Genomic DNA, 22801 nt, shown 5'->3' on the forward strand with positions numbered 1-22801 from the left:
CCTTCGAAATTTTATAGCCAGACGTTTATTGATTGAGGGCGATCAATCCTCAAACCCGACCTGCTCATGAATCTCGTCCACCTTCAACTCCAACCGGTAAGCCACCGCAATAAACAACGCCTGGCACAAACACAACGTGGCACTCAGCGAACGAAACGCAAACGAGGACCCCTCATTCACCAACAGCACCGCGTTCGCCCGCTTGGCCAGTGGCGACAGGTTGCTGTCGGTGATGATCAACGTCTTGGCCTGATGATGCTGGGCGATGCGCAGGCAGTGCTGGGTCTCTTTGCCATACGGCGTGAAGCTGATGGCGATCACCAGGTCGTTGGCGCGGACGCTGCGCATCTGTTCGCGGTAACTGCCGCCCAGGCCCGAGATCAGGTGGATGCGCTTGTTGGTGTGCTGCAGGTTGTAGACCAGATAGTCCGCCACTGCGAAGGAGCGGCGCACGCCGACTACGTAGATATTGTCGGCATTCACCACCAGGTCCACGGCTTTGTCGAACGCGACATCATCCAACTCCAACCCCAGACGCTCGATGCCGGACAAGGTCGCGTTCACGCACTCACGCGCCAGGTCGCCGCCGCTGGCTTTCTGCGACTTGTTGGCGATCATGCTGCGGATGCGTTGCTGGTAGTTCTGCACCGGCGTGGTCTTGTGGGTGTAGGCCTCGCGGAACAGCGCCTGCATCTCACTGAACCCGCTGAACCCGAAGCGCTGCGAGAAGCGCACGATGGCCGACGGGTGTACCTCGCACTCGCGGGCGATGTCGCTGATGCGGTCGACCATGATCCGGTCGCTCTGCTGACTCATGTAGCTGGCGATGCGCTTGAGCTGGCGCGGCAGGCTTTCGTATTCGTCGGTGATCAGCTGCAACAGGCGCTCGGCATTGATCGGAGGGCTGGCGAGAGTGTCTTCCAGGGTGGTCTCGGGATCGGTGCGGGACATGGTCAATCCTTCTGGCGTTTTGTCTGTTGCGCTGATGGGTGGCGCAAGTCTACAGGGTAGGCGCAAAAAAATACCTCGGCATCACGGCCCGCGTGGCTTGCTGAAACGATGCACTGTCGCTGGACTGCCTCTGTACAAGCCTAATGGAAAAAATATTCCAATGAAAAAATATATGGAATAAATATTGATTGGTGTCGCCGGACGTTCTAGTCTGCTCCCACCAAGAGCGTTTGCCGTCGCTACGTCGGCACAACGCAGGCTGATAAAAATAACAGGAGCCAGCATGGGCCAGACTCGTTTTGCCAGTGGGCGTCAATTGGATCTGATTTGCCTCGGGCGCCTGGGCGTCGACCTCTATGCACAGCAAGTCGGTGCAAGGCTTGAGGACGTGTCCAGCTTTGCCAAGTACCTGGGCGGATCCTCCGCCAACATCGCCTTCGGCACCGCCAGGCTGGGGCTCAAGTCAGCGATGTTGAGCCGGGTCGGCGACGACCATATGGGGCGCTTTCTGCTGGAATCCCTGGCGCGTGAAGGCTGCGACATCAGCGGCATCAAAGTCGACCCGGAACGCCTCACCGCCTTGGTGCTGCTTGGCCTCAAGGACCGCGAAACCTTCCCCCTGGTGTTCTACCGCGAAAACTGCGCCGACATGGCCCTGCGCGCCGAAGACATCAGCGAAGCCTTTATTGCCTCCAGCAAGGCGCTGCTGATCACCGGCACGCATTTCTCCACTGACGGCGTGTACAAGGCCAGCATCCAGGCCCTGGATTACGCGGCCAAGCATAGCGTCAAGCGCGTGCTGGATATCGACTACCGCCCGGTACTGTGGGGCCTGGCGGGCAAGGCCGATGGCGAAACCCGGTTTGTCGCCGACCAGAATGTCAGCCAGCACGTGCAGAACATCCTGCCGCGCTTCGACTTGATCGTCGGCACTGAAGAAGAATTCCTCATCGCGGGCGGTAGTGAAGACTTGCTGACTGCCCTGCGTAAGGTGCGCGAACTGACACCGGCGACCTTGGTGGTCAAGCTCGGCCCGCAGGGTTGCACGGTGATCCACGGCGCCATCCCGGCGCGCCTGGAAGATGGCGCCGTCTACCCCGGTGTGCGTGTTGAAGTGCTCAATGTGCTCGGCGCCGGCGATGCGTTCATGTCGGGTTTCCTCAGCGGCTGGCTCAACGAGGCGAGTGACGAGCGTTGCAGCCAGTTGGCCAATGCCTGTGGCGGCCTGGTCGTCTCACGCCACGCCTGCGCCCCGGCCATGCCGACGCCGGCGGAGTTGGAATACCTGTTCAACAGCCCGGTGCCGATTACCCGACCGGACCAGGACGTGACGTTGCAACGCCTGCACCGCGTGACGGTGCCGCGCAAGGCGTGGAAACAGCTGTTCGTGTTTGCCTTCGATCACCGCTGGCAACTGGTCGATCTGGCGCAGAAAGGCGGCCAGGACCCGGCACGTATCAGCGTTGCCAAGCAACTGTTTATCCAGGCCATCGAACGCGTCGAAAAAAAACTCGCCGAACAAGGCGTGGAGGCCGACGTCGGCCTGCTCGCCGATCAGCGCTTCGGCCAGGACGCGCTCAACGCCGCCAGCGGCCGCGGCTGGTGGATCGCGCGCCCGGTCGAGGTGCAGAATTCACGACCCCTGGCGTTCGAACATGGCCGCTCGGTGGGCAGCAACCTGATCGCCTGGCCCCAGGAACAGATCATCAAGTGCCTGGTGCAATTGCACCCGGATGACGAGCCGATGCTGCGCCTGGAACAGGAAGCGCAACTCAAGGCGGTGTACGAGGCGTCGATTGTCAGCGGCCATGAGCTGCTGCTGGAAGTCATCCCGCCCAAGGATCACCCGTCCACGTACCCCGATGTGCTCTACCGCAGCCTCAAGCGCCTGTACAACCTGGGTATCTACCCCGCGTGGTGGAAGATCGAGGCACAGTCGGCGCAGGGCTGGAAAAAGCTCGACGAACTGATCCAAGAGCGGGACCCGTACTGCCGTGGCGTTGTGCTGCTGGGCCTGAACGCCTCGGCGGAATTTCTCGCCGACGGTTTCCAGCAAGCCAGCCAGAGCACCACCTGCCGAGGGTTTGCCGTGGGCCGTACGATCTTCCAGGAACCGAGCCGCGCGTGGATGGCGGGGGAGATTGATGATGAGACCTTGATCCAGCAGGTGCAGGCCAGGTTCGAACAGCTCATCAACGCCTGGCGCAGTGCGCGTGGCTGAACCGCTTTCCGGCAACTTTGAAAAACAATAAAAGGTGCAGCCATGCCCGCAATCCGAATTGGCATCAACCCCATCTCCTGGAGCAACGACGACCTGCCGGCCCTGGGTGGTGAAACACCCCTGAGTACCGCCCTGAGCGAAGGCAAGGAGATCGGTTACGAAGGCTTCGAACTCAACGGAAAATTCCCCAAAGATGCCAAGAGTGTCGGCGATGTGTTGCGCCCTTATGACCTGGCGCTGGTCTCCGGCTGGTACTCCAGCCGCCTGGCCCGTCGCTCGGTGGCTGAAGAAATCGAGGCCATTGCCGGGCATGTCGAGTTGCTCAAGCAAAACGGCGCCACGGTGCTGGTGTACGGCGAAGTCGCCGATTCGATCCAGGGCTCGCGCATTCGCCTGATCGAACGTCCGCGTTTCCACAGTGAACAAGCCTGGCAGGACTACGCCGACAAACTCACTGAACTGGCGCGTTTCACGCTGTCCCAGGGCGTGCGCCTGGCGTACCACCACCACATGGGCGCCTATGTCGAATCCCCGCAAGACATCGACCAACTGATGCGCCGCACCGGTCCGGAAGTCGGCCTGCTGTTCGACTCGGGCCACTGCTACATGGGCGGCGGTGAGCCTATCGAGGTGCTGCGCAAGCACATCGACCGCGTCTGTCACGTGCATTTCAAGGACGTGCGCAAACCGGTGGTGCAACTGGCGCGCAACCAGATGTGGAGCTTCCCCGACTGCATCGTCAACGGCACCTTTACCGTGCCTGGCGATGGCGACATCGACTTCGCCCAATTGCTCGACGTGCTGCTGGCCGCCCACTACGAGGGTTGGCTGGTGGTGGAAGCCGAGCAGGACCCTGCAGTAGCACCCAGCTATATCTACGCGAAAAAAGGCTATGACACCTTGCGCGCGCTTCTCAACGAGAGGACTTGAGTGATGAGCTTGTTGGTCAAAAGCAGTAAACGCGGCCAGACCATGGTCGCCCTGGAAACCGGGCGCCTGGAGTACGTGGGCTTTGCCGCCTACCGCCTGAGCCTGGGCGAAACCCTGCCGGTCAGCGCCGGGGACCAGGAGCTGTGCCTGGTGCTGCTCAGTGGTCGGGTGAACATCGAAGGCGAAGGCTTCAACTGGCAGAACCTCGGGGATCGTCATTCGGTCTTTGAAGAAAAATCCCCCTTCGCCGCCTACCTGCCGCCGGGCACCGATGCCCAGGTCACGGCCTTGAGCGATGTGCAGGTTGCCGTGTGCGCCGCCCCCGGCAGCGAAGGCTACGAGCCACGCCTGATTCGTCCGCAAAACTGCAAGCGCAGCGTGCGTGGCAAAGGTGCCAACACCCGCTACGTGTGCGACATCCTGCCCGACAGCGAGCCGGCCCATTCGCTGCTGGTGGTGGAGGTGCGTACGCCATCCGGGCATTCGTCGAGCTACCCACCGCACAAGCACGACACCGACGACCTGCCGCACCAGAGCTTTCTTGAAGAGACCTACTACCACCAGATCAACCCGCCCCAGGGCTTTGTGTTCCAGCGGGTGTACACCGACGACCGCAGCATCGACCAGGCCATGGCCGTGGAAAACAGCGACCTGGTGGTGGTGCCCAAGGGGTATCACCCGGTCAGCGTGCCGTATGGCTACGAGTCCTATTACCTCAATGTCATGGCCGGCCCCAAGCGCGCCTGGCACTTCCACAACGACCCGCAGCACAGCTGGCTGCTGGACCTCTAATCAGCGGTTTTGGACGGAGAACAACAATGAAGTCGCCTCTACGTTTTGCCCTTAACCGCATGGTCGCTCCCCATTTGTCCCTGCCGGATTTCATCCAGCTGGCCGCCACGCTCAAGTGCGATGCCATCGAGATCCGCAACGACCTGGCGGACAAGCAAATCGAATTCGGCGCCCCGGCCAGCCGCGTGCGCGAACTGTGCGCGGTGCAGGGCATCACCGTGTTGTCGATCAACGCGCTGTACCCCTTTGATGTGTGGAACGACGAGCGCCGGGCCCAGGCGATCAAACTGGCGACCTATGCCCGTGAATGCGGTGCCCAGGGCCTGGTGATGTGCCCGTTCAATGAGCCGGGCGACACGCGCAACGAAGCCCAGCGTGCCGCCGGCTTGCGCACGACCATGAGCGAACTGGCGCCGATCTTGCGCGAGTACGGGATTCTCGGCTTTATCGAGCCCCTGGGTTTTGAAGAATGTGCCCTGCGCCGCAAGCGCGTGGCGGTGGACGCGATCAAGTCCATCGGCGGCCTGGATGTGTTCCGCCTGGTGCACGACACCTTCCACCATCACCTGGCCAGCGAACATGAGTTTTTCCCGGAACTGACCGGGCTGGTGCATATCTCCGGGGTGGAAGATACCGAGGCACCGCTCAGTTCGATTCGCGACGGCCACCGCGTGCTGGTAGGCGAGGGCGACATCCTGGGCAATGCGGCTCAGATCGATACCTTGCTCAGCACTGGCTACAGCGGTTACCTGTCGTTCGAACCGTTTGCCGAGAGCGTGCATGCATTGGCGGATATCCAGCAGGCGTTGGGGGCAAGCATCGCCCACCTGCAGAAACGATAAGGGGCGCGAGATGACCACAACAAGACTGACCATGGCCCAGGCCCTGGTGAAGTTTCTGGATAACCAATACATCGAAGTCGATGGCGTGCAGAGCAAGTTCGTCGCCGGGGTGTTCACGATTTTCGGCCACGGCAACGTGCTGGGGCTGGGCCAGGCCCTCGAACAGGACGCCGGCGACCTGGTGGTGCACCAGGGCCGCAACGAGCAGGGCATGGCCCACGCGGCCATCGGTTTCGCCAAGCAGCACCTGCGCCGCAAGATCTACGCGTGCACCGCCTCCGTAGGCCCGGGCGCCGCCAACATGCTGACCGCCGCCGCGACCGCCACGGCCAACCGTATCCCGTTGTTGCTGTTGCCCGGCGATGTCTACGCCAGCCGCCAACCAGACCCGGTGCTGCAACAGATCGAACAGTTCCACGACCTGAGCATCAGCACCAACGATGCCTTCCGCTCGGTGAGCAAATACTGGGACCGCATCAACCGCCCCGAGCAGTTGATGACCGCCGCCATCCACGCCATGCGCGTGCTCACTGACCCGGCTGAAACCGGCGCCGTGACCCTGGCATTGCCCCAGGATGTGCAGGCCGAGGCCTGGGACTATCCCGATTACTTCCTGCAGAAACGCGTGCACCGCATCGACCGGCGTCCGGCCACAACGGCGATGATCAATGATGCGCTGGCTGCCTTCCACGGCAAGCGCAAACCACTGATCATCTGCGGCGGTGGGGTGAAATACTCCGGCGCCAATGCGGCACTGCAAGCCTTTGCCGAACGTTTTGATATTCCCTTCGCCGAAACCCAGGCGGGCAAGAGTGCCGTGGTCTCCAGCCATCCGCTGAATGTCGGCGGGATCGGAGAAACCGGCTGCCTGGCGGCGAACCTGCTGGCGCCCGAGGCCGATCTGATCATTGGTGTCGGCACGCGCTACACCGACTTCACCACCTCGTCCAAATCGCTGTTCAAGCATGCAGACGTGAAGTTTCTCAACCTCAATATCAGCCCGTGCGACGCCTTGAAACTGGACGGCGTACAGGTGCTGGCCGACGCGCAAGTCGCCCTGGAAGCGCTGGCCGATGCCCTGGGCGATTACCGTTCCGGCTGGGGCGAGCAGGTCGGTGAGGCCAAGGTGCAGTTAGATGCCGAAGTGGATCGCGTGCATCAGGTGGAATATGCCGGCGACGGTTTCGTGCCTGAAGTTGACGACCGCCTGGACCGCGCCGTGCTGCGTGAATTCATCGAGCTGACCGGCTCGTGCCTGACCCAAAGCCGCGTGCTGGGTGTATTGAATGACACCCTGGCCGACGACGCCATCATCGTCGCCGCCGCTGGCAGCCTGCCCGGCGATCTGCAGCGCGCCTGGCGCAGCAAGGGCGTCAACACCTACCACGTCGAGTACGGCTATTCCTGCATGGGCTACGAGATCAACGCCGCCCTGGGCGTGAAACTCGCCGAACCAACCAAGGAGGTCTACGCCCTGGTCGGCGATGGCTCCTACATGATGCTGCACTCGGAGCTGGCCACCTCGATCCAGGAGCGGCGCAAGATCAACGTGGTGCTGCTCGACAACATGGCCTTCGGTTGCATCAACAACCTGCAGATCGGTAATGGCATGGACAGCTTTGGCACCGAATTCCGCTACCGCAACCCTGAGAGTGGCAAGCTCGATGGCGGCCTGGTGCCGGTGGATTTCGCCATGAGCGCGGCGGCCTATGGCTGCAAGACCTACAAGGTCAGCAGCGTGGAGCAGCTGCAAGCGGCACTGGCTGATGCGCGTACACAGACGGTTTCCACCCTGATCGATATCAAGGTGCTGCCCAAGAGCATGATCCACGGCTACCTGTCGTGGTGGCGGGTGGGCGTGGCGCAGGTCTCTACCAGCGAACGCACGAATGCCGCCGCGAAAAAACTCAATGAACACCTGGCGAAGGCCCGGCAGTACTAATAACAAGAGGAGTTTTGTATGTCTTTGAAGCTTGGAGTGATTGGTACGGGCGCCATTGGCCGGGACCATATCCGTCGTTGCAGCCAGACCCTGCTCAACAGCCAGGTCGTCGCGGTGACTGACATCAACCTTGAACAGGCGGCCAAGGTCGTCGTCGATTTGAAGCTGGACGCTGAGGTTTACCCAGACGGCCATGCACTGATCAACTCGCCACAGGTTGAGGCCATCCTGGTAACCTCCTGGGGGCCGAGCCATGAAGAATTCGTACTCGCCGCCATCGCCGTCGGCAAACCGGTGTTCTGCGAAAAACCCCTGGCGGTCACTGCCGAGGGCTGCCGCAAGATCGTCGATGCCGAAGTGGCTTACGGCAAACGCCTGGTGCAGGTTGGCTTCATGCGCCCTTACGATGAAGGCTATCGCGCCCTCAAAGCCGTGATCGACAGCGGCCAGATCGGCGAACCGCTGATGCTGCACTGCGCGCACCGCAACCCCACGGTGGGCGAGAACTACAAGACCGACATGGCGATCACCGACACCTTGATCCACGAGCTGGATGTGTTGCGTTGGCTGCTCAACGATGACTACGTGTCGGTGCAAGTGGTGTTCCCGCGCAAGTCCAGCAAGGCGTTGGCTCACCTGCGCGACCCGCAGATCGTGCTGCTGGAAACCGCCAAGGGCACGCGCATCGATGTGGAAGTGTTTGTGAACTGCCAGTACGGCTATGACATCCAGTGCGAAGTAGTGGGGGAGACCGGCATCGCCAAGCTGCCGGAGCCGTCCCAGGTGCAACTGCGCAGTGGCGCGAAGCTGTCCAACGCGATCCTGATGGATTGGAAGGACCGGTTTATCGGTGCCTATGACGTGGAGTTGCAGGCGTTTATCGACAGCGTGCGGGCAGGGCAGGTCGGTGGGCCGTCGGCGTGGGATGGGTTTGCGGCGGCGGTGGCGGCGGATGCGTGCATCGAGGCGCAGAACAGTGAACAGATCGTGAAGGTGAGCTTGCCGGATCGCCCACATTTCTACGGCTGATCACCATCCCACAGGTGGAGCGCAGTCCGTGTGGGAGCGGGTTTCCACTTCAAGCAAGGAGTGTATGTATGCGAATCGGATTGGTGGGCTACGGCCACGGAGGGCGTTTCTTTCATGCGCCGCTGATTGCCACACTGCCCGGCGCCACGTTTGTTGGCGTTGTTACGCGCTCACCCGAGCGCCGCCAACAGTTGGCAACCGACCACTCTGGCCTCAAGGCTTTCGATTCGATCGGCCAGATCGTCGAGGCCGGCGTCGACGCCCTGGTCATCTCCACCACGCTCAAAGGCCGCCCGGCCCTGGTGCTGGAAGCCATCGAACACGGCGTAACCGTGGTCAGCGACAAACCCTTCGCCGCCAACGCCGAACAGGCCCAGGCTTTGATCACCGCCGCCGAGCGCCAGGGCTCGTTGCTCAGCGTCTATCAGAACCGGCGCTGGGACTCGGACTACCTGACCCTGCGCAAGCTCATCGACGCTGGCGCCCTGGGCAAGATCACCCGCTTTGAGTCCCGCGTGGAACGCTACAGCCCGCAAGCCGTGGGTAACGCCAGCGGTGGCGGCTGGCTGCGTGACCTGGGCAGCCACTTGGTCGATCAGGCCCTGCAATTGTTCGGTCCGGTTGATCGAGTGTTCGCCCAACTGCACTACACCGCCGAACACCCTACGGTGGACCATGGCTTTTTTGTCTCCTTGACCCACGCCAACGGGGTGATCTCTCACTTGTGGGGCAATGCCTTGCAAAACAGCCAGGCGCCGCGCTTTAGAGTCAGTGGCACTTGCGGCTGCTACACCGTTGAAGGCCTCGATGGCCAGGAAGCAGCGTTGATGGCCGGCAAGTCGCCGAAAACCGAGGGCGAGCATTGGGGGGCGGAAGAACACCGACGCTGGGGCTGGTTCGAGCAAGGCGCGGAACGCGAGCGGGTGCCGTCGGAGAAGGGCTGCTGGACGCAATTCTATCGGCAGTTGCAATTGGCTGTGCAAGGGCAGGGGGCGGTGCCGGTGGACGTTTATGAAGCGCTGGAAACCACCCGTATATTGGACGCCGCACGCTTGAGCGCGGAGCGTCGGCAAGTGATCGAGATGGCCCTGTTGTAGGAGATTTCGATAAAAATAGAACAAAATTCTAAATAGTGTTGATATGGAAATTATTTTCCAATAAAGTCTTTTCCAGGTTGCATAAAGTACGTTCGGACTCGATCCGCGCGGCTCAACAAAAACAAGATCAAAAACAACCAGGTACCGTCAGATGAAAATCTTCAACGCTGTACTGCGAGTTTTACGCCCTGCAAAAGCGCCACGCGGCCTGCCCCGCGCCCGGCCGCTCTACTTTTCCTTCCTTAATGTGCTGTGCGTCGAAAACAAAGGCGCGTTGGTGTGCTGCATTCCGGGCGCCCCCGTCATCCGGCTGCCTGCCGAGCTCTGATAAACGCAACGTCCAAAAAAACCAACAAGAAAGTGGAGACAGACCGTTCATGAAGACCCCGATCCGTTTTACCGCGCTGGCCCTGTCGGTACTGTTCGCCAGCGGTGTTGCCTCGGCAGCTGACCTCAAGATAGGCGTGAGCATGTCCGCCTTCGATGACACCTTCCTCACCTACTTGCGCGAAGACATGGACAAGCAAGCCAAGTCCTACCCCAAGGGTGACGGCGTGCAATTGCAGTTCGAAGACGCCCGTGCCGACGTGGTCAAGCAACTGAGCCAAGTCGAGAACTTTATCAGCCAGAAAGTCGACGCGATTATCGTCAACCCGGTCGATACCGCCTCGACCAAGAACATCATCAATGCCGCTACCAAGGCGGGCATACCGCTGGTATTCGTCAACCGCCGTCCCGATCAGAAAGACCTGCCCAAGGATGTGGTGGCCGTGACCTCCGATGACGTCGAGGCCGGTAAGCTGCAAATGCAGTACATCGCTGAAAAGCTCGGTGGCAAGGGCAAGATCGTGATCCTGTTGGGCGACCTGGCAAACAACTCCACCACCAACCGCACCAAGGGTGTGAAGGAAGTGCTGGCCAAGTACCCGAACATCAAGATCGAGCAGGAGCAGACAGGTACCTGGCTGCGTGACAAAGGCATGACCCTGGTCAACGACTGGCTGACCCAGGGCCGTGAATTCAACGCGGTGCTGGCCAACAACGACGAGATGGCCATCGGCGCGTCCATGGCCCTGAAATCGGCGGGTACCAAGCCAGGCACGGTGTTGATTGCCGGTGTCGATGGCACGCCGGACGGTTTGAACGCGATTACCAAAGGTGATATGGCCGCGTCGGCGTTCCAGGACGCCAAGGGGCAGGCGGTAGGGTCTGTGGAAGCCGCACGCAAGATGGCGAAGAAGGAACCGGTCGAGCAGAACGTCATCATCCCGTTCCAGCTGATTACTCCGGACAACGTCGCCAAGTTCAAATAGCCCCGATATAACAACAATAAGCCGGCAGGGCGGTCTTGGCCGCCCTGCAGATGGAGTACCTCTCTATGCTCGCTCAAGCGACTGTCTCGCAGCCTCCCGGTATCCAGCCAGTTGAGTTGGAAGAACCCTACCTGTTGGAAATCGTCAATGTCAGTAAAGGCTTTCCCGGTGTCGTAGCCCTGGCCGACGTGCAACTGCGTGTGCGCCCCGGCACGGTGCTGGCGCTGATGGGGGAGAATGGTGCAGGCAAGTCGACGTTGATGAAAATCATCGCCGGTATCTATCAACCCGACGCCGGACAGATACGCCTGCGTGGCAAGCCTATCAAATTCGAAACACCCCTGGCGGCCCAGAAGGCCGGGATCGCGATGATCCACCAGGAACTCAACCTGATGCCGCACATGAGCATCGCCGAGAACATCTGGATCGGCCGCGAACAACTCAACAGCCTGCACATGGTCAACCACCGCGAAATGCACCGCTGCACCGCCCAATTGCTGGCGCGCCTGCGCATCAACCTGGACCCCGAGGAACAGGTGGGCAACCTGAGCATCGCCGAGCGGCAAATGGTCGAGATTGCCAAGGCCGTGTCCTACGACTCCGACATCCTGATCATGGATGAGCCGACATCGGCCATTACCGAAAAGGAAGTGGCCCATCTGTTTTCGATCATTGCCGACCTCAAGTCCCAGGGCAAAGGCATCGTCTACATCACCCACAAAATGAACGAAGTGTTTGCCATCGCCGATGAAGTGGCGGTGTTCCGCGACGGCCACTACATCGGCCTGCAACGCGCCGACAGCATGAACAGCGACAGCCTGATCTCGATGATGGTCGGCCGCGAACTGAGCCAGCTGTTCCCGGTGCGGGAGACGCCCATCGGCGACCTGTTGCTGACCGTGCGAAATCTGACGCTGGACGGCGTGTTCAAGGACGTGTCGTTCGACCTGCACGCTGGCGAAATCCTCGGCATCGCCGGCCTGATGGGCTCGGGCCGTACCAACGTGGCGGAAACCATTTTCGGCATCACCCCCAGCAGCAGCGGCCAGATCACCCTGGATGGCAAGGCGGTGCGCATCACTGACCCGCACATGGCCATCGAGAAAGGCTTCGCCCTGTTGACCGAGGACCGCAAGCTCAGTGGCCTGTTCCCGTGCCTGTCGGTGCTGGAAAACATGGAAATGGCAGTGTTGCCGCACTACACCGGCAACGGCTTTATCCAACAGAAAGCCCTGCGTGCGCTGTGCGAGGACATGTGCAAGAAGCTGCGAGTGAAAACCCCGTCCCTTGAACAGTGCATCGATACCTTGTCCGGCGGTAATCAGCAGAAAGCCTTGTTGGCGCGCTGGCTGATGACCAACCCGCGCCTGCTGATCCTTGATGAGCCCACCCGGGGCATCGACGTGGGCGCCAAGGCCGAGATCTATCGCTTGATCGCTTTCCTCGCCAGCGAAGGCATGGCCGTGATCATGATTTCTTCCGAGTTGCCCGAAGTGCTGGGCATGAGCGACCGCGTCATGGTGATGCACGAAGGCGAATTGATGGGCACCCTGGACCGCAGTGATGCGACCCAGGAAAAAGTCATGCAGTTGGCCTCCGGAATGACCGCAGTCCACTGATGTACAGAATAAGAAGGTGATGGGCTATGAACGCAATAACCGATAACAAACCCGCGACGGTACCGACCAAAAGCCGTCGACGCATGCCCACCGAGCTGAGCATTTTCCTGGTGCTGATCGGCATCGGCCTGGTGTTCGAGCTGTTCGGCTGGATCGTGCGTGATCAGAGTTTCCTGATGAACTCCCAGCGTTTGGTACTGATGATCCTGCAGGTGTCGATCATTGGTCTGCTGGCGATTGGCGTGACCCAGGTCATTATCACCACTGGTATCGACCTGTCTTCAGGTTCGGTACTGGCGCTGTCAGCGATGATCGCCGCGAGTTTGGCGCAGACTTCCGACTTTTCCCGGGCAGTCTTTCCCAGCCTGACCGATTTGCCGGTGTGGATCCCGGTGGCGATGGGGCTTGGCGTGGGCCTGCTGGCGGGGGCGATCAATGGCAGCATTATCGCCGTCACCGGCATTCCGCCGTTCATTGCCACCCTCGGCATGATGGTCTCGGCCCGTGGGCTGGCGCGCTATTACACCGAAGGCCAGCCGGTGAGCATGCTCTCGGACTCGTACACGGCCATCGGTCATGGCGCGATGCCGGTGATCATTTTCCTGGTGGTGGCGGTAATCTTCCATATCGCCCTGCGCTACACCAAGTACGGCAAATACACCTATGCGATTGGCGGCAACATGCAGGCGGCGCGTACATCGGGCATCAACGTCAAGCGTCACTTGATCATCGTCTACAGCATCGCCGGCTTGCTTGCAGGTCTGGCCGGTGTGGTCGCCTCGGCTCGCGCTGCGACCGGCCAGGCCGGCATGGGCATGTCCTATGAGCTGGATGCGATTGCCGCCGCGGTGATCGGCGGCACCAGCTTGGCGGGCGGGGTAGGGCGCATCACCGGCACTGTGATCGGCGCGCTGATCCTCGGGGTGATGGCCAGCGGGTTTACCTTTGTCGGGGTGGACGCGTATATCCAGGACATCATCAAGGGCCTGATCATTGTGGTGGCGGTCGTTATCGACCAATACCGCAATAAGAAACAGCGCAAGCGCTGAGCTTCAAGCGACAAGTTGCAAGACCGGCAGGCTTTACAGCTTGTCGCTTGCAGCTTGCGGCTTATAGCTGCTTCACGAACTTTCCTGCTATAAACGCACTCCGATGACCATTCGCCGAGCCCGTCCTGGTGCTTTTGGGGGTTATCTCGGAAAAATTGCCTGTCTTTTCAGTTGCTGCGCCCTCAAGTCGGCCTTAGACTGCCGCCCCTCGTAAATTGAGTGCCGGGTGGCGCTTGAAATGGATGGCGCCTTTCCGAGACCTGCAGAGGCCTTCCGGAACGCTCCCTTATTCGCCTTAATGCACGTATTTTTTATAGAGAAATCAATGACAAAGGAAAAGTTGCTGGCCATGCCGGCGGATGACTACATGAATGCCGAACAGCACGCTTTTTTCGAGAAGTTGCTGCAAGACATGAAAGTGGAACACCACGAGCGCATTGAACAGAACCGTATCGCCATTGAAAGCCTGGACACCCCGGCTGACCCGGCCGACGCCGCTTCCGTGGAAGAAGAGCGGACCTGGCTGGTCAACGCCATCGACCGCGACCAGCGCATGCTGCCGCAACTTGAGCGCGCACTGGAGCGCATCAAGGAAGATTCCTTCGGCTGGTGCGATGATAGCGGCGAGCCTATCGGCCTCAAGCGCCTGCTGATCAGCCCGACCACCAAGTATTGCATCGAAGCGCAAGAGCGCCACGAGCAGATCGACAAGCATCAGCGCCAAGCCTGATGTGATGCTGCGGGGGGCCGTCCATCGGCTCCCCGGGAAAGACCGTTACACCTCGTCTATTGATCTGCTGCAAGCTACCCCACTAAAGGCCCATGGATAATGGCCCGATAGTGGCGTTTAATGCAGCGACAATAATGACAAGCAGTGGGGTAACGAAGATGGCTGGAGACGGATCTCTGATGGGCGCGGCAGTGCCAGCGCGATCAGTGGCGCGCGGGTTGCCCGGCTGGCTGACGCCACTGTTGCAGAGCGCCGCCCTGGCGTTGGTCCTGCTTGGCTTGGCGTTCGCCAGTCTGCCACTCTACCTTTGCCTGCCACTGGCCCTGCTGGTGATCTGGCTGCCTCGCCTGAAAAATCGCACACCTGTTAGTGCATCTGCCGAGACCGTCGATGCAATTGGCGAGTTGACTCGCGACCTGTCCTACACCACCAGCCATAACGCTTTGTCCGCAGCCGGCGTGGCCTATTCGGTCAAGCAACTGGCGGCGCGTGTGCAGTCGCAGTTGGGCGCGGCCAAGCAGATTGTCAGCAGTGCCGAGGTGATGATCGGCACCGAAAAGATCACCTCCCAACTCAGTCGCGAAGCGCTTGGCGCCGCCAGCCAGGCTCATCAGCGCAGCACCGAGGGTCGCGAAGTGCTGGCCCAGTCGATTATCCGTATGCACCAGCTCAGCCAGCGCGCCAATGCCAGCCGTGAACTGATCGAAGCCTTGAGCCTGCGCAGCGAGGAAATCCAGCGGGTCACCCTGGTGATCCAGTCCATCGCCAGCCAGACCAACTTGCTGGCGCTTAATGCCGCCATTGAAGCGGCGCGGGCCGGTGAGCATGGTCGCGGCTTTGCCGTAGTGGCCGATGAAGTGCGTGGGCTGGCGGGGCATACGGCTACGGCCACCGATGAAGTCGGGGTGATGGTCGCGGATATCCAGCAACGCACTGCCCAGGTGGTCGAACAGATTCGTCAGCTCTCGGCAGACTTGCACGCGGGTGTTGAGCAGGTGGAGCACGCCGGTGAACAACTGCAAAGCATTGCCAGTCTGGCGGCGGATGTGGAAGGCCAGGTCAATGAGATCGCCCAAGGCACCGACACCAACCGCGCCCAGCTCGACAGCTTGTTCCATGCCGTGGAGCAAATGCGCAGCGACCTGGCCGTCAGTGACCAGCAAACCCGTCAACTGGCTGATGCCGCCGTGCAGATGGAAGGGCAGGCTGAAACCATCAGCGAACGTTTGGCAGAAGTCGGGTTGGATGATTATCACCAACGTATCTATGACCTGGCCCGTGAAGGCGCGAGCCAGATTGCCGCGCAGTTCGAAGCCGATGTGCAGCAGAACCGCATCAGCCTGGATGACCTGTTTGATCGCAGCTACACACCGATTGCCAACACCAATCCGAGCAAGTATCACACCCGTTTTGACGGCTACACCGACCAGGTGTTGCCGGCAATTCAGGAGGCACTGTTGCCACGGCATGAAGGGTTGGTGTTCGCGATTGCCTGCACGCCTCAGGGCTATGTGCCGACACACAATAAGGCGTTTTCCCAAGCGCTGACCGGCGATGTTCAGGTGGATGCCGTGCAGAACCGCACCAAGCGCAAGTTCGAAGACCGTACCGGGATTCGCTGTGGCAGCCACCAGCAGGCCGTGTTGCTGCAGACCTATACCCGCGACACCGGAGAGCTGATGCACGATCTGTCGGTGCCGATCATGGTCAAGGGGCGGCATTGGGGCGGCTTGCGCCTGGGCTATAAACCCGAGGGGATAAAGGGCGGGCCCTAGGGATTATTGCTGTTTATGCAATGGAGCTATTCCGGGGATAGCTTTTTCCAACTGGAAGAAAACCGTAGCATGACCAACATTGTTAGCCAGCTAACTAATGCTGCGGAGAAATTCCATGCAAAACAAAGTCGATGTCGCTGTGATGATTGGCAGTGGCGTGCCCCCGACCCTGCGTGCGCTGGGCCAGAAGGCCTGCTGGGTGGTGTTGCTCAACGGTGAGCAGCGCGGCACCGCCTTCGCCAGTCGTGATGAAGCCGAGGAGTGCAGGGCTGCCTGGCAGGCGCTGCTGCGCCTGGAGCAGTCAGACAGCTTGCATTGATTCAGCGTTACTGCGATTGATGCAGGCGTTGATTCAGTTCATCCACCGCAATTGCCCATTCAGCGTCCTCGCGCAGCTCTTCCTTGAGGAAGCTTGCTTGTTGTGCGGACCAGAAAGGCGCATCGATCAGCTTCACGTTATCCGGCAAGGGGTGCGCGACGATAAACGCATCGATGCCGTCCGGGGTTGAATCCAGACCCAATTGTTCAAACAGCGTTTCGAGGGTAGGAATTGGCGCGTCCATATCGTTCTCCATGCAGGGTGGTCGTTATGCATGGGAGGGTTGCGGCGCCGCAGAGTTCTATCGGATTGTCAGGAATTCAGCGCCCCGGAATCTACGGCAGCCTTCAAAGCCTTGGCGGACTCCTTTGCTGCAATGGCAGCGGCGTCAACGGTTTTGAACCAGCGGTCCTTTTCCACTTGGTGCGTGGTGACAATGGTCAGCGGTGGCTTGGCCCGCATGATGATCACTGCTTGAAATTCACCGTCTACTTCCCTTGCATCGCCATGGATGAAAAAATCGCCGATATCAAATTCCGTCACGTAGAGCCTTCCCTTGGAGATAACTGCACTGGTGAAACCTGGCCCGCAGGGGCACAAACTTCAGTGGACGGGCCAGTATGGCAGTTGTTGCAGGTCGGCGGCGCAGTTAAGTTATCGGGCTGACGAAACGATTGCGCCGTGAGGCGCGTGCAACATGGTTTCAAGGTTTTTGGCCAGTTCACAAGCCTTGACATGGCCGCTGCGAAAGCCTTTTATCCGACCGCTGAGCACTTCACGGATGTGGAAGAAGTTTCTGCCCGCAGGTACGACTTGGTAAAGAACCGAATCCGAGTACCCATCATAACCGTCCAGGCGGTAGTATTGAGGCTCGCTCTGACATGATGAAGGGGTATGCGAAGACATAGCGTTGTCGGGTGATCGTTGCATGGCTTGCTCCTTTCGGTCTATTCGATTGACTGGGTTGCAGCGTTTTCGGTGGTTTTGAACGGTACTGCTGCTTTAGTATTGTTGTCGGCGTCCGGTACGCGGTTCCATGTCAGGTATGTTTATTTGTGTGGCGTGTCGGAAAACTGCATTTTTAGCCAGGTTATTCTCTGAAGATGGTCGGCTCGTATTCTCGGGCCGTTGAACCTGTGATCTCCTGTGGTGCCTGATGACCTTGCACAAGGTCCATCACGTACTTCTGTACTAGTCTTTTGGCGCGACAGCAGGATCTTCTTCAGTTTTTTTCAACGAATGAGTTAGGTGATCGTGCCGTGATGGCCGTTTTTTTGTGCTGCCCGCTCTGGCGGACAGCGCTCTTTTCGAAGTGGGGGCGTTTCCTTGGCAGTCAGTAATCTGGATATGCACGCGTTGTTCGTGCTGGGTGATTTGCGCGCAAAGTTGGTCAAACAGTTTCAATCCCGTTTTGTTTACATCACCGAGCAGACGCCGGAAGGCATCTACATTGCCGAAATCGATACGGAAGCGGCGATGGTGGTGGATGACAAGCCTCGCCTTGAACTCAAAGTCGGCGACCATTTCCGCGCGGCGGTATTGCCTAGTCGTGAAGGCGGCAAGTTCGAGTTGAAGTTCCGCGACATCAAGTTGACCGTGTATGGCCTGGGTGACTACGCCTTTGTGTCCTCGGCCGAAGGCCAGGGCATTGTGTTCAAGGAAGGCCACAGCGTCATGCTGGTGTTCGCCGCCAACGAGCAACTGCAGGAAGGCCTGACCAAAACCCTCAAGGCCGTCACCGGCAAGGCCGCCAAGTGGCGCAAGGGTGAACTGGTCACCTTCAAGGCCAGCGAATAAGCCTCAAATACCGCGAACACACGCTATCTCCCGGAACCTCTACTACAGTTGAGTTGACTTAACTATTCAGAGGCTTCGCGCATATGCAGCAAAGCCGTCCGTTGTCTGCTGCGATATCGCGAGGTGCAAGGGCATGAAAGGATTGAGAACGCTGTTGGCTGCATCCGTGACGGCCCTGGGTCTGTCCGTGGCCGCACTGCCGGTTTCGGCCGCCGAGACGCCGGTGCACTTTGCCGATTTGAACTGGGAAAGCGGCAGCCTGATCACCGAGGTACTTCGGGTTATTGTCGAAAAGGGCTACGACTTACCCACCGATACCTTACCGGGCACCACCATCACCTTGGAAACCGCCCTGGCGAAGAACGACATCCAGGTGATCGGCGAAGAATGGGCCGGTCGCAGCCCGGTGTGGGTCAAGGCCGAAGCCGAAGGCAAGGTGGTGGGCCTGGGTGATACGGTCAAGGGCGCAACCGAAGGCTGGTGGGTGCCGGAATACGTGGTCAAGGGCGACCCCGCCAAAGGCATCAAGCCTCTTGCTCCCGAGCTCAAGAGCGTGAAGGACCTGGCGCGCTACAAAGACGTGTTCAAGGATCCGGAGTCCCCAGGTAAGGGGCGCTTTCTCAACAGCCCGATTGGCTGGACCTCGGAAGTGGTCAACAAGCAGAAGCTCAAGGCGTATGGCCTGGATGACAGCTACGTGAACTTCCGCAGTGGCTCGGGCGCAGCACTGGATGCCGAGATCGCTTCATCGATCCGCCGGGGCAAACCGGTGTTGTTCTACTACTGGTCCCCGACGCCGCTGATGGGGCGCTACAAGTTGATCCAGTTGGAAGAGCCACCGTTTGATGCCGAGGCGTGGAAGACGCTGACGGATGCGGATAATCCTGATCCAAAACCAACACGCTCGTTGGCGTCCAAGTTGAGCATCGGGGTGTCGACGCCATTCCAGAAGGAGCATCCGCAGATTGCGCAGTTCTTCGAGAAGGTCGAGTTTCCGATTGAGCCGCTGAATAAAGCCTTGGCGACCATGAGCGAAAATCACACCGCTCCCCGTGAAGTGGCCCTGGCGTTTCTGAAGGGGCATCCCGAGGTGTGGAAGGCCTGGTTGACCGAGGATGTGGCGCAGAAGGTCGAAGCAAGCCTGAAATAAGAGTGCGCATGCACTGTAGGAGCCCGGCTACTGGTGATGACAACCTCAGGGGCGCCATCGCCGGCAAGCCGGGCTCCTACCGTTATGCGTTTAGAACTTGGTTTGTACCGCTAACTCAAAGGTTCGTGGCGAACCCAGATAGTAGGCCGGCGACACATGCGCAAACTCGGCATACACCTCATTCGTCAAGTTGCGCACTCGGCCCGTCACCGAGGTATGCGAATCCACCTTATAGCGCATGAACGTCCCAAGCAGCGTGTAGGCCGGTACCGTTTGCGTGTTGGCATTGTCCGCGTACACCTCGGCGACATACCGCGCCTCCATGCCGCCCTGCCAGTCTTCGGCAAAATCATAGGTCAGCCACAGGTTACCCACGCGCTTGGGCACGTTGGTTGGCGTATTACCCTTGCGCGAGACCACCGCGCCACTGGCGATTTTTTCGTTGAAATCGTCGTATTCCGCGTCGACCCAGGCGAAGTTACCCTCCGCCAGCAGCCTAGGCGTGATGCGCAACGAACTGGCCAACTCGATACCCTTGGATGACTGCGCGCCGACCGGGATGCTGTTGGTCGGGTCCTGCGGGTCGGTGACGGCAAAGTCCTTGCGCTCGATCTTGTAGGCGGCCACGGTGGCTGAGCCTCGCCCGTCCAGATAATCGAACTTGCTGCCCACTTCCCACTGTTTGCCCGTCGAGACATCAAACACTTGGGTGGTGGTATTCGGTTGCTCGGCGGCGGTGCTGTATTGCACATACACGTTGGCCGATGGGATGAACTGGTAAGTCAGGCCGACGCGGCCGGTCACCGGTTCCCAGCTGCGCTTGAAGTGGCGGGGATTGGTGGCGGTTGTCGCGCGGTGGTTGGTGACGTCCAGGTCGATGGCGTCGTAACGCAGCCCGGTCAGCAGCGAGAGTTTGTCGGTGAGGCCCAGTCGGTTCTCCACGAACAATGCCTTGGTCGCGACTTCGTTGGTCTTGTCCTTGCCGAAGCGCTCTCGGGTGCGCGGGATGTCGTAGAAGTGCTCTGGGTTGTAGTTGTTCGGGTCCACGCTGCTGTTGCCCGGGACATTCAGCGGGGTGTTGGTGGTGCTGTTGACCTTGTACTCGAAGCCGCCGGACCAGGTGGTCGACAGACCGAACATACTGTCATCGTGGCGCAGCTCGAACTGGTTGCCGTTCTGTTCGCCCTGATGGCGCACTTGGTAAGCGGTCGAGCGATTTATCGCGCTGTTGTTCGCGTTGTACTGGTAGGTTTCCAGATTGCGGTAATCGCGCTGGCTGTCCAAATGGTAGAGGGTGTTTTTCAGGGTAGTGCTGTCGTTGAGGCGGTAGTCGATGATCGAGCGCGCCCAGATGGTGCGCTGCTCGTAGCGACCGTCGGCGACGTTATAGTTGTTGAAGCGGTTGTGCTTGTCGATCTTCAGCTCGCCCGCCTTGGGATTGAGCACCGGCGTGCCCCAGTAAGGGCTGTCTTCATGTTCATCCTGGTATTCCAGCGCCAAGGTATGGGACAGGTTGGGGGTAAGGTCGCTGAGCAGGGAAAACGCCAGGCTCCAGGCCTCGCGCTGGTCGCGGTCGATATAGCTGTGGTTGGTGTTACGGCTCACATCCAAACGGGCGTAATGCTGCACCTCGGCGCCTGGTTCGGTCAGGGCATGATTGACGCCAAACGCCATGCCGGCGGTGTCATAGCTGCCGTAGGTGAGCTGCCCTTCGGCCGCCTGTTCCTCGCGTGTGGCCAGCTTGGTCACGTAGTTGAGCGAACCGCCCACCGAACCTGCGCCGTTGATCAGGGAAGAGGGGCCGCCCACCAGCTCCACCCGATCATAGATCCAGGCATCCACCGGCCGGGCCAGGCCGGTCGCGACATTGATCCCGTTGAACATCTGGGTGATCTGGCTGCTGGTAAAGCCCCGGTACGAGACAAACCCGCCAAACCCCGGCGGGGCGCTAGCATTGACGCCCGGCAAAGTGTTGGCTGCGTCGCGGAAGGTCTTGGCGCCGTGGCGCTCGATGTCGTTGCGATTGGCGATGGCCACCGATGCCGGTGTTTCGCGCACACTCAAACCCAACCGCGACGCCACGCCGCTGGACTGGTCCAGGGCCAGGCCGGGCTCGGCGGTTTGTTCGCCATCAATGGTGGTCGGAGCCAGTTCAAGGGCCCAGGCACAGACAGGCAGGCAGCCGAACAGGCCCGCCAACAGGGGTAGATGTTTCATGGTTGCATCCTGAAAAACTTAGCTTGAAAACAATGCGCTGCCGCCCGTATTTCCTTGCGGAAACGGTGGTCAGTGCAGATCAGAAAGCGAAGGAATCAGGCGAAAGCAGGCGGTGCGCGCGGATGAGCGGTTGGCCAGGTGAAGCGGGCAAGGATGTCAGCAGCCAGGACGATAGCTGGCGGGGGAGCATGGGGCTGTGGCAATACCGCCACATTCAGGCTGGAATTCAGCGCCGGGCCCATGCCGCCGGTGGAACACAGCGGGCAACCAAACGCCTTGGACAGCGTCGGCAGATTCTCTTCAGTGGCGTTGGACGGCTTGGGCGCCTGGGTGCGCGGGTCCACCGTACAAAACTGACCACCGAGGCCATTGAGCTGCATCCCGACCATCTGCCCATGACCGATACTGCAGGCGAATACATTGAACAGGACGCTGCAATAGAGCATCCAGGCAATGAGCGAGCGGTCGGCACGGGCGATTTTCATGGGGCGGCACTTTACCACCAGCCGCCGACGAAATGCCTGCAAAAAATCTCCAGGCGACTATCCTCTTTCGCACCTTTTAAGGGAGAGCCAGCCATGAGCTTTGCTGTCGCGCGATGGATTGTCGGCATATTCACCTTGATCAGCATGGTGCATTTGTACTGGGCCGCCGGCGGCAAGCTCGGCTTCCAGGCCGCCATCCCCCAACTGCCCGGCGAATTCGCTCGTGGGCCGAAGCCGGCGTTCAAACCTTCGGCGCTTGCCACGTTTCTGGTGGCGATGGGGCTGGTGGGGATTGCACTGATGGTGTGTTTGCGGGCCGGGCTGTATTTCTCGGCGGTGTCCCATGGAGCCTTGCAGTGGGGGATCAGCGCGATTGCGGTGGTGATGTTTGCCAGGGCGATTGGGGATTCGGAACTGGTGGGTTTTTTCAAGAAGGTCGGTGGGTCGCGGTTTGCGCGGTTGGATACGTATTTTTATTCGCCGTTGTGTTTGGTGTTGGGGGTGGGGTTGCTGGTGGTGGCGTGGGGGTGAGGGCCTGATCGA

23 protein-coding genes are annotated in these 22801 nt (G+C 60.0%); 17 read left to right on the forward strand and 6 right to left on the reverse strand.

Going from position 1 to position 22801, the window contains the following annotated elements; translation table 11 throughout:
• Positions 1–42 precede the first annotated feature (42 nt).
• Positions 43–951, reverse strand: a complete 909-nt coding sequence (locus LVW35_RS11555; protein ID WP_233895608.1) for a MurR/RpiR family transcriptional regulator — start codon at positions 949–951, stop codon at positions 43–45.
• A 283-nt stretch (positions 952–1234) separates the two neighbouring features.
• On the opposite strand from LVW35_RS11555, the gene LVW35_RS11560 reads away from it, so the two are divergent.
• The 14 genes from LVW35_RS11560 to LVW35_RS11625 all read left to right on the forward strand — a co-directional run bounded on the left by LVW35_RS11560 (position 1235) and on the right by LVW35_RS11625 (position 16609).
• Entirely contained in the window at positions 1235–3172 is a 1938-nt protein-coding gene (locus LVW35_RS11560; protein ID WP_233895609.1) for a bifunctional 5-dehydro-2-deoxygluconokinase/5-dehydro-2-deoxyphosphogluconate aldolase, read from the forward strand.
• Between the two features lie 42 nt (positions 3173–3214).
• Entirely contained in the window at positions 3215–4102 is an 888-nt protein-coding gene (gene iolE, locus LVW35_RS11565; RefSeq protein ID WP_233895610.1) for a myo-inosose-2 dehydratase, read from the forward strand.
• A gap of 3 nt (positions 4103–4105) precedes the next feature.
• Positions 4106–4894, forward strand: coding sequence for a 5-deoxy-glucuronate isomerase (gene iolB / locus LVW35_RS11570; protein WP_233895611.1), 789 nt, complete (start codon positions 4106–4108; stop codon positions 4892–4894).
• A gap of 26 nt (positions 4895–4920) precedes the next feature.
• Entirely contained in the window at positions 4921–5736 is an 816-nt protein-coding gene (locus tag LVW35_RS11575; protein ID WP_233895612.1) for a TIM barrel protein, read from the forward strand.
• 10 nt (positions 5737–5746) lie between these two features.
• Complete coding sequence (gene iolD, locus LVW35_RS11580; protein WP_233895614.1) at positions 5747–7678, forward strand: 3D-(3,5/4)-trihydroxycyclohexane-1,2-dione acylhydrolase (decyclizing); 1932 nt, start codon at positions 5747–5749, stop codon at positions 7676–7678.
• A gap of 18 nt (positions 7679–7696) precedes the next feature.
• On the forward strand, positions 7697–8707 hold the full coding sequence (locus LVW35_RS11585; RefSeq protein WP_233895615.1) for a Gfo/Idh/MocA family protein: 1011 nt from the start codon (positions 7697–7699) through the stop codon (positions 8705–8707).
• Between the two features lie 68 nt (positions 8708–8775).
• The gene (locus tag LVW35_RS11590; protein WP_233895617.1) at positions 8776–9804 is read left to right on the forward strand and encodes a Gfo/Idh/MocA family protein; all 1029 of its coding nucleotides are present in this window, start codon (positions 8776–8778) and stop codon (positions 9802–9804) included.
• A gap of 151 nt (positions 9805–9955) precedes the next feature.
• Positions 9956–10132 (forward strand): hypothetical protein, encoded by a 177-nt coding sequence (locus LVW35_RS11595; protein WP_233895618.1) that lies wholly within the window; start codon positions 9956–9958, stop codon positions 10130–10132.
• Between the two features lie 49 nt (positions 10133–10181).
• Entirely contained in the window at positions 10182–11117 is a 936-nt protein-coding gene (locus LVW35_RS11600; RefSeq protein WP_233895620.1) for a sugar ABC transporter substrate-binding protein, read from the forward strand.
• A 65-nt stretch (positions 11118–11182) separates the two neighbouring features.
• Positions 11183–12736: a sugar ABC transporter ATP-binding protein gene (locus LVW35_RS11605; protein WP_233895621.1), complete on the forward strand. Its 1554-nt coding sequence runs from the start codon at positions 11183–11185 to the stop codon at positions 12734–12736.
• 26 nt (positions 12737–12762) lie between these two features.
• Positions 12763–13785, forward strand: coding sequence for an ABC transporter permease (locus LVW35_RS11610; RefSeq protein WP_233895623.1), 1023 nt, complete (start codon positions 12763–12765; stop codon positions 13783–13785).
• 325 nt (positions 13786–14110) lie between these two features.
• Positions 14111–14515, forward strand: coding sequence for a TraR/DksA family transcriptional regulator (locus tag LVW35_RS11615; RefSeq protein WP_003191666.1), 405 nt, complete (start codon positions 14111–14113; stop codon positions 14513–14515).
• Between the two features lie 542 nt (positions 14516–15057).
• Positions 15058–16290, forward strand: coding sequence for a methyl-accepting chemotaxis protein (locus tag LVW35_RS11620; RefSeq protein ID WP_442799673.1), 1233 nt, complete (start codon positions 15058–15060; stop codon positions 16288–16290).
• A 115-nt stretch (positions 16291–16405) separates the two neighbouring features.
• Positions 16406–16609 (forward strand): hypothetical protein, encoded by a 204-nt coding sequence (locus LVW35_RS11625; RefSeq protein WP_034104418.1) that lies wholly within the window; start codon positions 16406–16408, stop codon positions 16607–16609.
• Between the two features lie 7 nt (positions 16610–16616).
• Here the strand turns inward: LVW35_RS11625 and LVW35_RS11630 are convergent, their stop codons facing one another.
• The 3 genes from LVW35_RS11630 to LVW35_RS11640 all read right to left on the reverse strand — a co-directional run bounded on the left by LVW35_RS11630 (position 16617) and on the right by LVW35_RS11640 (position 17539).
• Complete coding sequence (locus LVW35_RS11630; protein WP_233895624.1) at positions 16617–16853, reverse strand: DUF2789 domain-containing protein; 237 nt, start codon at positions 16851–16853, stop codon at positions 16617–16619.
• A 68-nt stretch (positions 16854–16921) separates the two neighbouring features.
• A complete protein-coding gene (locus LVW35_RS11635; RefSeq protein WP_233895626.1) occupies positions 16922–17152 on the reverse strand; it encodes a hypothetical protein in 231 nt (76 codons plus the stop codon).
• A gap of 111 nt (positions 17153–17263) precedes the next feature.
• Complete coding sequence (locus LVW35_RS11640; protein WP_233895627.1) at positions 17264–17539, reverse strand: hypothetical protein; 276 nt, start codon at positions 17537–17539, stop codon at positions 17264–17266.
• 396 nt (positions 17540–17935) lie between these two features.
• Here LVW35_RS11640 and LVW35_RS11645 point away from each other — a divergent pair, with 396 nt between their 5' ends.
• Together LVW35_RS11645 and LVW35_RS11650 are read left to right on the forward strand one after the other, a co-directional pair.
• Entirely contained in the window at positions 17936–18406 is a 471-nt protein-coding gene (locus tag LVW35_RS11645; protein ID WP_016975554.1) for a hypothetical protein, read from the forward strand.
• Positions 18407–18539: 133 nt separating this feature from the next.
• Positions 18540–19556, forward strand: coding sequence for an ABC transporter substrate-binding protein (locus LVW35_RS11650; RefSeq protein ID WP_233895629.1), 1017 nt, complete (start codon positions 18540–18542; stop codon positions 19554–19556).
• 90 nt (positions 19557–19646) lie between these two features.
• On the opposite strand, the gene LVW35_RS11655 is transcribed toward LVW35_RS11650, so the two are convergent.
• Both LVW35_RS11655 and LVW35_RS11660 read right to left on the reverse strand, forming a co-directional pair.
• A complete protein-coding gene (locus tag LVW35_RS11655; RefSeq protein WP_233895630.1) occupies positions 19647–21773 on the reverse strand; it encodes a TonB-dependent receptor in 2127 nt (708 codons plus the stop codon).
• Positions 21774–21868: 95 nt separating this feature from the next.
• Positions 21869–22258, reverse strand: a complete 390-nt coding sequence (locus LVW35_RS11660; RefSeq protein WP_233895631.1) for a DUF2946 domain-containing protein — start codon at positions 22256–22258, stop codon at positions 21869–21871.
• A 93-nt stretch (positions 22259–22351) separates the two neighbouring features.
• Here LVW35_RS11660 and LVW35_RS11665 point away from each other — a divergent pair, with 93 nt between their 5' ends.
• Positions 22352–22789 (forward strand): DUF3995 domain-containing protein, encoded by a 438-nt coding sequence (locus LVW35_RS11665; protein ID WP_233895632.1) that lies wholly within the window; start codon positions 22352–22354, stop codon positions 22787–22789.
• Positions 22790–22801 lie beyond the last annotated feature (12 nt).

The organism is Pseudomonas sp. HN11, assembly GCF_021390155.1.
Classification (GTDB): domain Bacteria; phylum Pseudomonadota; class Gammaproteobacteria; order Pseudomonadales; family Pseudomonadaceae; genus Aquipseudomonas.

Coding starts and splice junctions, on each gene's coding strand:
- LVW35_RS11615 (WP_003191666.1), top strand. CDS start 14,111: ATGACAAAGGAAAAGTTGCTGGCCATGCCGGCGGATGACTACATGAAT.
- LVW35_RS11590 (WP_233895617.1), top strand. CDS start 8,776: ATGCGAATCGGATTGGTGGGCTACGGCCACGGAGGGCGTTTCTTTCAT.
- LVW35_RS11620 (WP_442799673.1), top strand. CDS start 15,058: ATGATCGGCACCGAAAAGATCACCTCCCAACTCAGTCGCGAAGCGCTT.
- LVW35_RS11630 (WP_233895624.1), bottom strand. CDS start 16,853: ATGGACGCGCCAATTCCTACCCTCGAAACGCTGTTTGAACAATTGGGT.
- LVW35_RS11660 (WP_233895631.1), bottom strand. CDS start 22,258: ATGAAAATCGCCCGTGCCGACCGCTCGCTCATTGCCTGGATGCTCTAT.
- LVW35_RS11560 (WP_233895609.1), top strand. CDS start 1,235: ATGGGCCAGACTCGTTTTGCCAGTGGGCGTCAATTGGATCTGATTTGC.
- LVW35_RS11575 (WP_233895612.1), top strand. CDS start 4,921: ATGAAGTCGCCTCTACGTTTTGCCCTTAACCGCATGGTCGCTCCCCAT.
- iolE (WP_233895610.1), top strand. CDS start 3,215: ATGCCCGCAATCCGAATTGGCATCAACCCCATCTCCTGGAGCAACGAC.
- iolD (WP_233895614.1), top strand. CDS start 5,747: ATGACCACAACAAGACTGACCATGGCCCAGGCCCTGGTGAAGTTTCTG.
- LVW35_RS11585 (WP_233895615.1), top strand. CDS start 7,697: ATGTCTTTGAAGCTTGGAGTGATTGGTACGGGCGCCATTGGCCGGGAC.
- LVW35_RS11665 (WP_233895632.1), top strand. CDS start 22,352: ATGAGCTTTGCTGTCGCGCGATGGATTGTCGGCATATTCACCTTGATC.
- LVW35_RS11650 (WP_233895629.1), top strand. CDS start 18,540: ATGAAAGGATTGAGAACGCTGTTGGCTGCATCCGTGACGGCCCTGGGT.
- LVW35_RS11625 (WP_034104418.1), top strand. CDS start 16,406: ATGCAAAACAAAGTCGATGTCGCTGTGATGATTGGCAGTGGCGTGCCC.
- LVW35_RS11610 (WP_233895623.1), top strand. CDS start 12,763: ATGAACGCAATAACCGATAACAAACCCGCGACGGTACCGACCAAAAGC.
- LVW35_RS11640 (WP_233895627.1), bottom strand. CDS start 17,539: ATGCAACGATCACCCGACAACGCTATGTCTTCGCATACCCCTTCATCA.
- LVW35_RS11605 (WP_233895621.1), top strand. CDS start 11,183: ATGCTCGCTCAAGCGACTGTCTCGCAGCCTCCCGGTATCCAGCCAGTT.
- LVW35_RS11655 (WP_233895630.1), bottom strand. CDS start 21,773: ATGAAACATCTACCCCTGTTGGCGGGCCTGTTCGGCTGCCTGCCTGTC.
- LVW35_RS11595 (WP_233895618.1), top strand. CDS start 9,956: ATGAAAATCTTCAACGCTGTACTGCGAGTTTTACGCCCTGCAAAAGCG.
- LVW35_RS11600 (WP_233895620.1), top strand. CDS start 10,182: ATGAAGACCCCGATCCGTTTTACCGCGCTGGCCCTGTCGGTACTGTTC.
- LVW35_RS11555 (WP_233895608.1), bottom strand. CDS start 951: ATGTCCCGCACCGATCCCGAGACCACCCTGGAAGACACTCTCGCCAGC.
- iolB (WP_233895611.1), top strand. CDS start 4,106: ATGAGCTTGTTGGTCAAAAGCAGTAAACGCGGCCAGACCATGGTCGCC.